Source organism: Streptomyces sp. NPDC047043, assembly GCF_040644055.1.
Lineage (GTDB): Bacteria > Actinomycetota > Actinomycetes > Streptomycetales > Streptomycetaceae > Streptomyces.
This window is the reverse complement of sequence record NZ_JBEYVO010000001.1, coordinates 60,800-74,416: the sequence shown is the minus strand read 5'-3', so window position 1 is coordinate 74,416 and position 13,617 is coordinate 60,800. Positions and strand designations below refer to the sequence as shown.

General features: G+C 72.2%; 12 protein-coding genes. 7 read left to right on the top strand and 5 right to left on the bottom strand.

Translation table 11 applies throughout. The features are described from left to right. Positions 1 to 97 precede the first annotated feature (97 nt). Positions 98 to 925 (bottom strand): MOSC N-terminal beta barrel domain-containing protein, encoded by an 828-nt coding sequence (locus tag ABZ880_RS00315; RefSeq protein WP_361254392.1) that lies wholly within the window; start codon positions 923 to 925, stop codon positions 98 to 100. A 43-nt stretch (positions 926 to 968) separates the two neighbouring features. After that, entirely contained in the window at positions 969 to 1,403 is a 435-nt protein-coding gene (locus ABZ880_RS00310) for a DUF6643 family protein (protein ID WP_361254389.1), read from the bottom strand. Positions 1,404 to 1,697: 294 nt separating this feature from the next. Here ABZ880_RS00310 and ABZ880_RS00305 point away from each other — a divergent pair, with 294 nt between their 5' ends. After that, entirely contained in the window at positions 1,698 to 3,038 is a 1,341-nt protein-coding gene (locus ABZ880_RS00305) for a TerD family protein (protein WP_361255810.1), read from the top strand. Positions 3,039 to 3,044: 6 nt separating this feature from the next. On the opposite strand, the gene ABZ880_RS00300 is transcribed toward ABZ880_RS00305, so the two are convergent. After that, positions 3,045 to 4,226 (bottom strand): glycosyltransferase, encoded by a 1,182-nt coding sequence (locus tag ABZ880_RS00300; protein ID WP_361254387.1) that lies wholly within the window; start codon positions 4,224 to 4,226, stop codon positions 3,045 to 3,047. Between the two features lie 57 nt (positions 4,227 to 4,283). Between ABZ880_RS00300 and ABZ880_RS00295 the strand changes: the two genes are divergently transcribed. Beyond that, positions 4,284 to 5,069 (top strand): aspartate/glutamate racemase family protein, encoded by a 786-nt coding sequence (locus ABZ880_RS00295; RefSeq protein ID WP_361254384.1) that lies wholly within the window; start codon positions 4,284 to 4,286, stop codon positions 5,067 to 5,069. 100 nt (positions 5,070 to 5,169) lie between these two features. Continuing rightward, positions 5,170 to 5,715: a hypothetical protein gene (locus ABZ880_RS00290; RefSeq protein WP_361254382.1), complete on the top strand. Its 546-nt coding sequence runs from the start codon at positions 5,170 to 5,172 to the stop codon at positions 5,713 to 5,715. Positions 5,716 to 5,724: 9 nt separating this feature from the next. On the opposite strand, the gene ABZ880_RS00285 is transcribed toward ABZ880_RS00290, so the two are convergent. Continuing rightward, positions 5,725 to 6,726, bottom strand: coding sequence for an O-antigen ligase family protein (locus ABZ880_RS00285; protein ID WP_361255807.1), 1,002 nt, complete (start codon positions 6,724 to 6,726; stop codon positions 5,725 to 5,727). Positions 6,727 to 7,037: 311 nt separating this feature from the next. Here ABZ880_RS00285 and lnt point away from each other — a divergent pair, with 311 nt between their 5' ends. The 4 genes from lnt (at position 7,038) to ABZ880_RS00265 (ending at position 12,071) form a co-directional block, all read left to right on the top strand. After that, positions 7,038 to 8,648: an apolipoprotein N-acyltransferase gene (gene lnt, locus ABZ880_RS00280; protein ID WP_361254379.1), complete on the top strand. Its 1,611-nt coding sequence runs from the start codon at positions 7,038 to 7,040 to the stop codon at positions 8,646 to 8,648. 68 nt (positions 8,649 to 8,716) lie between these two features. Then, positions 8,717 to 9,196, top strand: a complete 480-nt coding sequence (locus ABZ880_RS00275; RefSeq protein ID WP_361254376.1) for an NUDIX domain-containing protein — start codon at positions 8,717 to 8,719, stop codon at positions 9,194 to 9,196. 54 nt (positions 9,197 to 9,250) lie between these two features. Beyond that, entirely contained in the window at positions 9,251 to 10,051 is an 801-nt protein-coding gene (locus ABZ880_RS00270) for a 3-hydroxybutyrate dehydrogenase (RefSeq protein ID WP_361254373.1), read from the top strand. A gap of 76 nt (positions 10,052 to 10,127) precedes the next feature. Beyond that, a complete protein-coding gene (locus tag ABZ880_RS00265; RefSeq protein WP_361254371.1) occupies positions 10,128 to 12,071 on the top strand; it encodes a GAF domain-containing protein in 1,944 nt (647 codons plus the stop codon). A gap of 39 nt (positions 12,072 to 12,110) precedes the next feature. Here ABZ880_RS00265 and ABZ880_RS00260 read toward each other — a convergent pair whose 3' ends face one another. Continuing rightward, positions 12,111 to 13,496, bottom strand: coding sequence for an MFS transporter (locus tag ABZ880_RS00260; protein WP_361254368.1), 1,386 nt, complete (start codon positions 13,494 to 13,496; stop codon positions 12,111 to 12,113). Positions 13,497 to 13,617: the final 121 nt, after the last annotated feature.

Below are 13,617 nucleotides of genomic sequence, written 5' to 3'. Positions count from 1 at the left end.
ATGAACTTCTCACGAACACTCAACGCCCCGGCCCCCGGCCGGGGTTCCCGTCCGGCGGATCTTGTCCGGATCTTTCTCCGAAGACCTGGGTGGAGGCCTATTCGAGGACCGTCACCGCGTCACCGACCCGGATCGTGCCGGGGGACAGGGGCACCAGGTTCTGGCCGAAGGCCAGCTTGCCGTCGAGGCGGCGGTGGCGCCCCAGCGTGTGCAGAGGCTCCTTGCCCCGCACGGCGGTGCCCTGGTCGGTGGTGGTCACGACACAGCGCCCGCACACCTTCGCGACGCGGAAGGTGACCTCGCCGATGCTCACGACGGACCAGTCGTCCTCGGCCCAGGCGGCGGTGCCGGACACGACCACGTTCGGCCGGAAGCGGTTCATCGGCAGTGGTCCCTCGGCCCCGTGGTTGCCCTGCGCGATCAGGGAGTTGAGGGCGTCGAGGGAGGCCGTCGTGGTGAGCAGCAGCGGATAGCCGTCGGCGAAGGACACCGTCTCGCCCGGCCGCGCGTACTCCGGATCGACGGGCCGGCGCGTGGCCGGATCGTCCATGTGCACCAGGCGCACCTCGGCCCCGAGATAGTCGCTGCACCAGGCGTGCGCAGCCTGGTCCTCGGCGAGGACCCCCTCGACCTTGTCGCGGAAGATCTCCACCGGGACTGTGTCCACCGGCCGTGGCACCGGCACGGTCAGCGGGGCCATGCCGGGTGCCGACAGACGCACACCGCCGCCGGGCAGGAGCTCGGCGGCGGCCAGCGCGAGGCGCGGCTGCTGACGTTGTGTGACGACCTTTCCCCCGTCGTCGATCAGCACCCAGCGCCGGTCTCCGGCCAGCCCCCAGGGCTCCACGTCGGCCTCCCGGGGCGCGAGGCCCCGGAACGCCTTGACCGGATGGACGTGAATCGAGTGCAGCAGAGCGTTCCCCATGCAGCCATCGTGCCAGGTGGCACCGACAGCCGGGGACGGAGGCTCAGTAGCCGCGGTACTGCTGCTGGTTGTTGTACGGATCCTGGTAGGGGGCCGCCGGGGCGGGCCGGGGAGCCGCGGGGCGCATCGCCTCGTAGCCCGTGCCGGACGCCATCGGCCGCTGCGGCTGCTGTTGCGGACCGGGATACCCGCGCGGCGCGGTGGCCTGCTGCGGGATGTACGCCGCGGGCGCCTGTTGCAGCGGAGCCGGCTGCTGCGCCTGCGGGTAGCCGTAGGAGGGCTGGGACGGACCCGCCGGAAGGGCGGGCAGGGCCGACGGGAGCGCCGGCAGGTAGCTGCCCGGCGCGTCGTACGCGGCGGGGACCCGGATCGGAGCGATCTGCGGGGTGCCCCGCTCGGCGACGAGCTTGTCGTAGATCGGGGTGTCCGGGAAGGCGGAGTAGTAGCCGCCGCCGAAGGTGGAGCGGGGGGAGGTCATGGCACATAAGTTAAGCCCACGATGTGCTGGTTGGGGAGACCGATAAGAGGGTTGTTTTCTGCGTCGGCAGTGACGCGGGATCCCCAATGCGAGCGAACTTGCCAAAATAGGGCGGAGATCAGGGGCCGGATCCTGTAAAGGCCGAGTTCCGGGCGGGTTACCGGCGGGTTGAACACCGGTTCGGCTGTGCTCCTCATGGGAGTTCCCTGTCGGGGGGAATAGGTTGTGCGTGTAGACAACCCGAAGGGCTGCCGGGACACGGCGCAGTGACACGTGATGGGGGCGGACATGTCAATGCCGAAAGGATCGAATACGCCGGTGCCGACTACGGCACTGCGGGTGGAATTGGGCTGGCGTTCCGGACCCGGAGTGCCCGACGCGGACGCCTCTGCTCTTCTGCTCGTGGGCGGCAAGGTCCGCTCCGACGGCGACTTCGTCTTCTACAACCAGCCGGTGCACTCCTCCGGCACGGTCCGCCACGAAGGCAAGCGGGACCTCGGCGGCCGTGTCGTCGACACGCTTCTGGTCGACCTTGCCCGCGTGGAGCCGGTGGTCGAGACCGTCGTCCTGGTCGCCTCCGCGGACGGTGGCACGTTCGGGCAGGTCCCGGACCTCTACATCGAGGTCCGCGACGCGGCCCAGGGCGGCGTGGTCGCCCGCTTCGACAGCACCGGCGCCGGCGTCGAAACCGCTTTCGTGCTCGGCGAGTTCTACCGTCGCCAGGGCGCGTGGAAGTTCCGTGCCGTCGGCCAGGGCTACGACAGCGGGCTCGAGGGTCTGGCCACGGACTTCGGCATCACGGTGGACGAACCGCAACACACCGCCCCCGCTGCCGCGCCCGCACCTCCGCCGCCCACGGTGACCATGGCTGCCCCGCCCGCCGCGCCCCCGGTGACCATGCCGCCGCCGGTCGCGTCGCCCGTGACCATGCCGCGGCCGGTGGCGCCCCCGGCCGCGGTCCAACCGCCCCCGCCGTCGGCGCCTCCCGCGCAGCCGGTCCGGCTGAGCAAGGTGACACTCACCAAGGCGGCCCCCGCGGTCTCGCTGGCCAAGCAGGGCGGCACATCGGGCGCCATGCGCGTGAACCTCAACTGGCAGGTGCGCAAGCAGTTCTCGGGCTGGGGCAGCAAGCGCGGCCGGGCGGTCGCCACGCACGCCGACCTGGACCTGGACCTGTGCGCTCTGTACGAGCTCACCGACGGCCGCAAGGGCGTCGTCCAGGCCCTCGGCAACGCCTTCGGAGCCCTGCACCAGCCGCCGTACATCCACCTCGACGGCGACGACCGCACCGGCGCCGTCGAGAGCGGCGAGAACCTCACCGTCAACCTCGACCACAAGCAGGACTTCCGGCGGATCCTCGTCTTCGTGACCATCTACGAGGGCGCGCGGTCCTTCGCCGACCTGCACGCCACGGTCACCCTCCAGCCGCAGTACGGTGCCCCGATCGACTTCTCGCTCGACGAGTGCACGGTCCCCTCGACCGTCTGCGCCCTCGCACTGATCACCAACACCGGCAGTGACCTGGTCGTCCAGCGCGAGGCCCGCTACCTGGTGCCCGACCGCGGAGTGAGCCCCCAGCGGACCGTCGACTACGCCTACGGGTGGGGCATGAACTGGACGCCCGGCAGGAAGTGAGCCTCATTACAGAGGGCGCTCGTCCGTGACGGCGTCCGGGCGTGCGTAGGTGCGGCCCTTCCAGGCCGCACCGCGCCCCCGGTAGTGCTGCACCGCGGAATCGACCGTCATCAGGAGATAGAGAAACGCGGTGAACGGCAGCAGGGGCGCGAGCCACAGCGGCTGGCGGTAGTAGCGCAGCATCGGAACGTACGTCCCTGTCATCACCAGCCATGCGAGCCCGCCGCCGACCGCGGCCGCCGTATCCCCGCCGGCCAGCCCCCAGATCAGGGCCACGGGCGGTACCAGATAGACGAGCACCAGCCCGAGGACCGTCCCGAGCAGCAGCAGCGGACGGTGCCGCAACTGCGCGTACGCACTGCGCGACACCATCCGCCACAGATCGTGCAGCCGCGGATACGGGCGCACGCTGTCCACCCGCTCGGCCAGCCCCAGCCAGATGTGCCCGCCGCTGCCCTTGACCGCCCGCGCGAGTGCCACGTCGTCGATGACCGCGTGCCGGATCGCGTCCGGGATCCGGGCGCGCTCTGCCGTCTCGGTGCGCAGCAGCACGCAGCCGCCCGCCGCGGCCGCCGTCCGCGTCCCCTTCCTGCCGATGCGGCGGAACGGGTACAGCTGCGCGAAGAAATAGACGAAGGCGGGCACGACGAGCCGCTCCCACAGGCTCTCCACCCGCAGCCGGGCCATCTGCGAGACGACGTCGAAACCGCCGGTGCGCGCCGCCGCGACCAGTTCCCGCAGGCTGTCCGGCGCATGCGCGATGTCGGCGTCCGTCAGCAGCAGATATACGGGCCCACGCGCGCGTGCCAGCGCGATGCCGTGCCGCACGGCCCACAGCTTGCCCGTCCAGCCGGCCGGCGGTTCGCCGGGGGAGGCGACGGTCAGCGGCAGTCCGCCGTGGGTGCGCGCCAGTTCGCGGGCCAACTCCCCGGTGCCGTCCGAGCTGCCGTCGTCGATCAGGAAGATCTCCGCCCGCCCCGGATAGTCCTGCGCGAGCAGAGCGGGCAGGCTCGCGGGCAGTACGGCGGCCTCGTCGCGGGCGGGGACGACCACGCAGACCGGTGGCCAGCCGCCGACGTCCTCGCGGCGCGGCAGTCTGATGTCCGTGCGCCAGAAGAAGCCCTGGCAGAGCAGCAGCCACAGCCATGCGGCGAGGGATACGGCGGCAATCCACGCGATGGCGCTCACTTGCGCAGTCTGCCCCACGCGGGCGGCCCGCAGGGGCCCATCGTCTATCGTGGCCGGGTGAAGATCGCGCTCATGGACTCCGGAATCGGTCTGCTTCCCGCCGCTGCCGCAGTACGGCGCCTGCGGCCCGATGCCGATCTCGTACTCTCCTGGGACCCCGACGGGATGCCCTGGGGGCCGCGCACTCCCGAGGACATCACCCAGCGCGCTCTGGATGTGGCCGGGGCTGCAGCCGCCCACGGCCCCGACGTGTTGATCGTCGCCTGCAACACCGCGTCCGTGCACTCGCTGCCCCAGCTGCGGGCCCGCTTCGAGCCCGACCTGCCCATCATCGGCACGGTCCCGGCGATCAAGCCGGCCGCGGCGGGCGGCGGGCCGGTGGCCATCTGGGCGACGCCCGCCACCACGGGAAGCCCCTACCAGCGGAATCTGATCGCGGAGTTCGCCGACGGCGTGGCCGTCACCGAGGTGCCGTGCCCCGGCCTCGCCGACGCCGTGCACCACGCCGACGAGGCCGCGATCAAGGCCGCCGTCGCCGCGGCGGCTGCGCTCACCCCGGACGACGTGTCGACCGTCGTGCTCGGCTGCACGAACTACGAGCTGGTCGCCGAGCCGATCAGGGCGGCGGTGCAGAAGCCGGGCCGCCCGCCGCTCATCCTGCACGGATCCGCGGGAGCGGTCGCCGCCCAGTCGCTGCGCAGGATCGGCGCGCAGCCGGCCCCGGAAGCCCGGGCCGACACCACGCTCACGGTGCTGCTCAGCGGACGGCGGGCCGAGCTGCCCGCGACCGCCCTCTCCTACGAGGAAGGCCGCCTCCTCCAGGCGGTCAGCCCCGCCCGGTAACCGAGGGCCACCATCCGGACCGAGCCCGTTCGGCCCGGTCGGTGCAGTCACGCTGTGCGACTCGGTACCAGCGCAGCGAAACATGAGTAACCTCATTGGTATGAGGGACCACCCCCACGGCGAGAGCGACAAGCATCCCGATGTCTGGACCGGACGCGCCACCAGCCGGGTCCAGTGGCTGCTGGCGCTCGGCGGCGCGGCCTTCATGGCGCTCGGCATCGAGCTGGCCGTCGACTCCGCGTGGACGTCCGGCACCGCCCCGCTCGTCATGTCCGTCGTCGGCTGCATCGCCGCCGGACTGCTGGTCCTCTTCGGCACGCTCGCCTTCGTGCATGTCGATCTGAAGCTCGACAAGGAGTCCCTCGAGGTGCGCTGCGGCCACATCGGTGTGCCGCGCCGCCGCATCCCCCTCTCGCACGTGGCCGGCGCCGAGTTCGCCCCGCTCGTCACGCCCCGCCACTGGGGCGGCTGGGGCTACCGCTGGCGCCCCGAGAAGGGCACGGCGGTCGTCGTACGCCGTGGCGAGGGCGTCGTCCTGCAGCTGTGGGACGGCCACACCTTCACGATCACCGTGGACAACGCCGAGGCCGCCGTACGGGTCATCAGGGCCCGGCTGCGGTCGGCCGCGCCCGGCGCCACGCACTGAGTACGGGCATCACGGCGTAAGACGGTCACCGCGCGAACGCGCACCCATCTCGGGCTGCGGTGACTCGTCCACCAGCGGCCTGGCCGTGGCCAGACCCGCCAGCACGCCCGCACCGACCGACACCGCGGTGAAACTCAGGGCGTTGCCGACCGCGGCGATCGCCGCCAGCGCCGTGAGGGCCGCCCCCGCGGTGAGCACCACCGGCGTGGGCCGCGGGGAGCGCCACAGTGCGTACAGCACCCAGCCGAACGACGCCGCCAGCAGCACGACCCCGACTATGCCCTGTTCCGCCGCCTGCTGCAGCAGCGCCGAGTGCGGCTTGCCGTCCGAAAGCAGGGTCCGGGTCGCCGTCGTGCTCAGCTCGCCGAACCGTTCCGGGCCCACGCCCAGGGCGGCGTTGCGGTGCGCCAGGTGCAGGGCGTCCTGCCACAGCTGGATCCGGTGCTGGGTGAGCTGTCCTTCCAGGGAGGCGGTGAGCCCGTCCGGCAGGGTGTTGGCGGCGACCGCCCAGGTCAGGCCGGTCACCATGGCCGCAGCCAGCGCGAGCCCGGCGATGCCCAGGCCGCGGCGCTGCATCCGGCCGGCGGCGAGCGAGCACAGCAGTACGGCGGTGCAGATGACGAAGCCGCTGGTCGAGCCCAGGACGGCGGCGGTCACCGTGATGCCGGCCGCCAGCGCCCCCAGGGCCAGCCGCAGCGCCGGTGCCTCGGCGGCCCAGGCGGCGCAGCACGCGCCGCCGACGCAGAGCGTCAGCAGGGCGGCGGTGGCACCGGCATGGCCGAGTGGCGCGACGGCCTGGGGCCCGGGCGCGAGATGCGGCACGGCCACCGCCAGCCCGAGCCCGGCCAGCGCCCCGGCACACGGGGCGGCCACCGGCAGCAGCGCCCCGCAGATCCGGCCCGCGGCGTAGCCGGCGGCCACCGCCAGCACCGCCAGCAGCACACCCTCCGGGCGACCCTCCTGCACGGTCGCCGTGATCAGCGCCCAGGTGGCGCATGCCCCGAGCACCACCACGCCCGCCCCGTCAGAAACGTTTCGTCTCTCGCCGTCCTCCCCAGGACCGGCCAGAGACGTCATCCCCGTGGAACCCACCCAGCCCCCCGAACCCGACCGAGGCCCCCCGACCTCGCACGACCCTCGCTGCCGAGGCCGTGACCGGCCCGACGACTGAGGCTGGGCACACCGTAACTGCTGATGGGCGTTTTGTGGATGAGTTGGACCGAGTTACGCAGGAACGCTGCGGCGACTGCTGCGGGCTGCGCCCCGTGCTGCCATGCGGACCGCGCTGTCCGCGTCAAGGTCACCCGCCGTACACTCCCGGAGTGACCGTCACCGCAACCTCCGTGGACGAGTCGGACCAGACGCAGCCGCAGGTCGCGCCCGCATCGCGCGCGGCGCGCCTCGTGCGCCTGGTACCGGCCCTCGCCGCGGCGCTCTCCGGAGTGCTGCTCTACGTCAGTTTCCCGCCGCGCACCCTGTGGTGGCTGGCCCTGCCGGCCTTCGCCGGCTTCGGCTGGGTACTGCGCGGACGCAGTTGGAAGGCGGGCCTCGGCCTCGGCTACCTCTTCGGCCTCGGGTTCCTGCTGCCGCTGCTGGTGTGGACCGGCGTGGAGGTCGGCTCCGGACCCTGGCTCGCCCTGGTGGCGATCGAGGCGATCTTCATCGCGCTGGTCGGCGCGGGCGTCGCCGCGGTGTCGAAGCTGCCCGCCTGGCCGGTGTGGGCGGCCGCGGTGTGGATCGCGGGCGAGGCGGCACGCGCGCGCGTGCCGTTCCACGGCTTCCCCTGGGGCAAGGTCGCCTTCGGCCAGGCCGACGGCGTCTTCCTGTCACTGGCCGCGGTGGGCGGCACCCCGGTGCTCGGCTTCGCGGTCGTCCTGTGCGGATTCGGCCTCTACGAAGTCGTACGCCTGGCCCTGGATGCGCGACGCACCCGGGAGATACGACGGTCGGCCGCGGCCGTGGCCCTGCTGAGCGTGGCCGTCCCGGTGGCGGGCGCGGTGGCCGCCGATTCGCTGGTCAGCGACAAGGCGGAGGACGGCTACGCGACCGTCGCGCTCATCCAGGGCAACGTGCCCCGCTCCGGGCTGGAGTTCAACGAGCAGCGGCGGGCCGTGCTCGACTACCACGCGCGTGAGACCAAGCGTCTGGCCGCCGAGGTCAAGGCCGGCAAGACCCCCAAGCCCGACTTCGTGCTGTGGCCCGAGAACTCCTCCGACGTCGACCCCTTCGCCAACGCGGATGCGTACGCCGTCATCGACAGCGCCGCCAAGGCGATCGGTGTGCCCATCTCGGTCGGCGGCGTCGTCGCGCGGGACGGCAAGCTGTGGAACGAGCAGATTCTGTGGGATCCCAAGAAGGGCCCCACCGACACCTACGACAAGCGGCAGATCCAGCCCTTCGGCGAGTACCTGCCGCTGCGCTCGCTCATCGGCGCGATCAACAGCAACTGGACCTCGATGGTCCGCCAGGACTTCAGCCGGGGCACCAAGCCGGGCGTGTTCACCATGGACCAGGCCAAGGTCGGCCTGGTCACCTGCTACGAGGCCGCCTTCGACTGGGCGGTGCGCTCCGAGGTCACCGACGGCGCACAGATGATCTCCGTGCCGAGCAACAACGCGACCTTCGACCGCAGCGAGATGACCTACCAGCAGCTCGCCATGTCCCGCGTGCGCGCCGTCGAGCACAGCCGGACCGTCACCGTGCCGGTCACCAGCGGCGTCAGCGCGATCATCATGCCGGACGGGAAGATCACGCAGAAGACCGGCATGTTCGTCCCGGCTCACCTGGTGCAGAAGGTGCCGCTGCGCTCCTCCGAGACTCCGGCCACGCGGCTCGGCATCCTGCCCGAGATCGCCCTGGTGCTGGTCGCCGCGGGCGGGCTGGGCTGGGCGATCGGCGCCGGAGTGCGCGGACGGCGCGCCGGTGACGCGTAGCCGTACGCGGGGCGGGCGACCTGGGCAGTACGCCCGCGTGGCGACGTGGGCGCCGTAGGGTCGGGATCATGCCAACACCTGACTTCATCCGCGAGATCCGGGCCACCGCCGGCCACCAACTGCTCTGGCTTCCCGGCGTCAGCGCCGTTGCCTTCGACGACCAGGGCAGAGTCCTGCTGGGGCAGCGCGCGGACAACCACAAGTGGGCGTTGATCTCCGGCATCCCGGAGCCGGGTGAGCAGCCCGCCGTCGCCATCGCGCGCGAGGTGGAGGAGGAGACGGGCGTCCGGGTCGCCGTCGAGCGGCTGGTCTCCGTGCGGTCCGGGAAGGAGGTCACCTTCCCCAACGGTGACGTCTGCCAGTTCATGGACATCTGTTTCCGGTGCCGCGCCATCGGTGGCGAGGCCCGGGTGAACGACGACGAGTCCCTGGCCGTCGGCTGGTTCGCGCTGGACGAGCTGCCGGAGATGACCGACTACCACCACTTTCGGATCAAGCAGGCGCTGGCCGACGAACCCACGTGGTTCGAGCCCATGAGTTCCGACTGAAGTATGGGCGGCGGCCATATGTGGACGGGTGCGGGCGCTGCCTAGGGTCGTTGCATGACCCCGCCCAGCAGCGCTCCGGCCTCCCACCCCGCCTCCCTCGACCTCGGCGGCCGCACCGCCCTCGTCACCGGCGCCGCCGGTGGCATCGGCCGCGCCTGTGCGCTGCGGCTCGCGGCCGCCGGGGCCAAGGTGAGAGCGGTGGACCGGGACGCCATGGGCCTGGAGGCCCTCACCGAGTCCGCCCGGGGCCTGGCCGGCAGCGTCGAGCCGCACGTCCTCGACCTCACTGCCCTCGACGCCGCCGAGCTCGCCGCCGCGGGCACCGACGTCCTCGTCAACAACGCCGGACTGCAACTGGTGCGCCCCATCGAGGAGTTCCCGCCAGAGGTCTTCCACACCGTGCTCACCGTGATGCTGGAGGCACCGTTCCGGCTCATCCGCGGCGCCCTGCCGCACATGTACGGCCAGGGATGGGGCCGCATCGTCAACATCTCCTCCGTCCATGGCCTGCGCGCCTCGGCCTACAAGTCGGCCTACGTGGCCGCCAAACACGGTCTGGAGGGCCTGTCCAAGACCGCCGCCCTCGAAGGCGCTCCCCACGGCGTCACCTCCAACTGTGTGAACCCCGCCTATGTGCGCACCCCACTGGTCGAAAAGCAGCTCGCCGACCAGGCAGAGGCGCACGGCGTCCCCGAAGAGCGCGTCCTGGCCGATGTGCTGTTGCAGGACAGTGCCGTCAAGCGGCTCATCGAGCCAGAGGAGGTCGCCGAGGCCGTGGCCTATCTGTGCAGCCCGCAGGCCTCCTTCGTGACCGGCACCGCGCTCGTCCTCGACGGCGGCTGGACCGCCCACTGAGCGGGCCGGTACCCGTGCCACGACGAGTTGTCCACAGGGCTGACGCGGCGGCCGCGTGATGGGGAATCCTGTGAGCATGTCCCGCGATCACGTGCAGTCCGCCGAGCGCCAGGACGGTGCAGCCTCTGCGCTCACCGGCGCCGAGTCGCCGTTCCTGGAGCTGCTGGCCAGGGGCGCGTCCGCCGACGCCTACGAGCAGCCGGTGCTGCTGGCCCGCGCCGAGGGACGGCCGGCCGAGACGATCGCCGCGCTCGAGCACGCCAAGCTGCTCGCCCTGCGGGTGCGCGCGGAGCTGGAGGGGCGGCGCCGGCGCGAGGCCGAGCTGTCCGCCCTGTTCGAGACGGCCCACGACCTGGCCGGCCTGCGGGACCTGGACGCCGTACTGCAGGCAATCGTGCACCGCGCCCGCTCCCTGCTCGGCACCGACATCGCCTACCTCAGCCTCAACGACCCAGCCCGGGGCGACACCTACATGCGGGTGACCGAGGGCTCGGTCGCCGCCCGCTTCCAGCAACTGCGGCTCGGTATGGGGGAGGGGCTCGGCGGCCTGGTGGCCCAGACGGCACGCCCCTACGTCACCGACGACTACTTCAAGGACGACCGCTTCCAGCACACGAACGCCATCGACACCGGCGTACGGGACGAGGGACTGGTCGCCATCCTCGGCGTGCCCCTGATGCTGGGCCACCACGTCATCGGGGTCCTCTTCGCGGCCGACCGGCGCGCCCGGGTCTTCGAACGGGAACAGATCGCGCTGCTCGGCTCGTTCGCCGCGCTGGCCGCGGCCGCCATCGACACCGCCAACCTGCTCACCGAGACCCGCTCGGCCCTCGCAGACCTGGAGCGGGCCAACGAGATCATCCAGGACCGCAGCGGCGTCATCGAGCGCGCCTCCGACGTCCACGACCGGCTCGCCGAACTCGTGCTGCGCGGCGGCGGAGTCCACGACGTGGCCGCCGCCGTCTCCCAAGTCCTCGACCACACCGTCGAGTTCACCGAGGCCGCCGGCACACCCACGGCGGCCCTGGAGGCGTCCCGCGCCGAAGGACACGCCGTACGGCACGAGGACGACTGGATCGCCGCCGTGGCCGCCGGCGGCGAACTGCTCGGCGCGCTCGTCCTGCGCGGCCACCCCGGCCTCGACCCCGTCGACCAGCGCACCCTGGAGCGGGCCGCGATGGTCACCTCGCTGCTCCTGCTCGCCAGACGCTCCGCCGCCGAGGCCGAACAGCGCGTCCGCGGCGAGCTCCTGGACGACCTCCTCGACGCCCGCGACCGCGACCCGCGTCTGCTGCGGGAACGCGCCTCACGGCTGCACGCCGACCTCGACGCCAGCCACGTCGTGCTCGCCGCCCGCCTCGACGCAGCGGCCCCCGATGCCGACCAGGAGGCGGCCGCCCGCCGTCGCCTGTGGTCTGCCGCCTCCCACCTCGCCGCGACCCGGCACGGCTTGGCCGCCGCACGCGACGGCGGCACTGTCCTGCTGCTGCCGCTGGCCCCTGGTGACACCGCGACCGACGTGGCCCGCCGCACCGCCCGCCACCTCGGCACGGCGGTGCACGAAGCGGTCACCGTCGGCGCGTCCGCCCCCGTCCAGGATCTCGCCGCCCGCCCTGACGCGGTGGCCGCGGCCTACGCCGAGGGCCGCCGCTGCCTGGAAGCCCTGCGTCTGCTCGGCCGCTCCGGCGACGGCGCCGCCGCCGAGGACTTCGGCTTCCTGGGCCTGCTGCTCGCCGGGGACCGGGACATCGCCGGCTTCGTCGACCGCACCATCGGCCAGGTCGTCGCCTACGACGAACGCCGGGGCACCGACCTCGTGCGCACCCTCGACGCCTACTTCACCTGCGGCATGAGCCCGGCCCGCACCAAGGACGAACTGCACGTCCACGTCAACACCGTCGCCCAGCGCCTGGAACGCGTCGGCCGCCTCCTCGGTGACGACTGGCAGGAGCCCGCCCGCGCCCTGGAGATCCAACTCGCCCTGCGGCTGCACCGCTTGTCGGCACCCGCACAGCACTGACCCCCGTACGCGAGGCGCACGGGGGCCGGGTCCTGCAGGTCACACGGTGCGCGCGTCCGCCTTCGGGGCCGTCGCACGGTCCGCCTCGCCGGACGACTCGACCTCGGCCAGGTCCCGGTGGCGCGTCTCCTTCGCGAGGCCCACGGCCAGGACGGTCAGGACGGCCGCCGCGATGACGTACAGGGCGATCGGGGTGGAGCTGTCGTAGTCGGCCAGCAGCGCCGTGGCGATCAGCGGTGCCGGTGCGCCCGCCGCGACCGAGGCGAACTGGGCGCCGATGGAGGCACCGGAGTAGCGCATCCGGGTCGCGAACATCTCGGAGAAGAAGGCGGCCTGGGGCGCGTACATCGCTCCGTGCAGCACCAGGCCCACGGTCACGGCGAGGATCAGGTTGCCGAAGCCGCCGGTGTCGATGAGGGAGAAGAACGGGAACATCCACAGGCCGACGCCGACCGCGCCCAGCAGATACACCGGACGGCGCCCGATACGGTCCGACAGCGCGCCCCAGGCCGGGATGACGGCGAAGTGCACGGCCGAGGCGATCAGTACGGCGTTGAGGGCGGTCTGCTTGGAGACGCCGGCCGAGGTGGTGGCGTAGACGAGGATGAACGCGGTGATGACGTAGTAGCTGATGTTCTCCGCCATGCGTGCGCCCATCGCGACCAGCACGTCCCGCCAGTGGTGGCGCAGCACGGAGACGAGCGGCATCTTCTCGGCTTCCGCGGTCCGGTCCGCCTTGCGGGCCTCGGCCTGCGCCAACGCCTGCTGGAAGACCGGTGATTCATCGACAGAGAGACGAATCCACAAACCGACGATCACCAGCACACCCGACAGCAGGAACGGGATCCGCCAACCCCACGACCCGAAGGCGGTATCCGACAGGACCGCGGTCAGCAGGGACAGCACGCCGGTCGCGAGCAACTGCCCTGCGGGCGCCCCGGTCTGCGGCCACGAGGCCCAGAAACCGCGCCGCCGAGCATCCCCGTGCTCGGACACCAGCAGCACGGCCCCGCCCCACTCGCCGCCCAGCGCAAAGCCCTGGACCAGCCGCAGCGTGGTCAGCAGCACCGGAGCGGCGGATCCGACCGTCGCGTGCGTGGGCAGCAAGCCGATCGCGAACGTCGCCCCGCCCATCAGCAGCAGACTCAGCACCAGCAGCTTCTTGCGCCCGATCCGGTCGCCGTAGTGCCCGAAGACCAGGGCGCCCAGTGGACGGGCGGCGAATCCCACGGCATACGTCAGGAACGACAGCAGCGTGCCGACCAGCGGGTCGGAGTCCGGGAAGAACAGCTTGTTGAAGACGAGCGCGGCGGCGGAACCGTACAGGAAGAAGTCGTACCACTCGATGGTGGTGCCGATGAGGCTGGCGGCGACTATGCGCTTCAGGTTGGTCGGCGTCGGTGGAGCGGGTGCTGCGGAGGCCATGAGCGCCACTTCCTCGTGTGCGGTGGGGACGGGTACGTGTCGGCACACCGTAGGAAGAGGCAGCTCAGGCGGACATGTGGTGGGGCTACATAGTTCGGGGGTGGAGTGTGCGTGTGCCGCC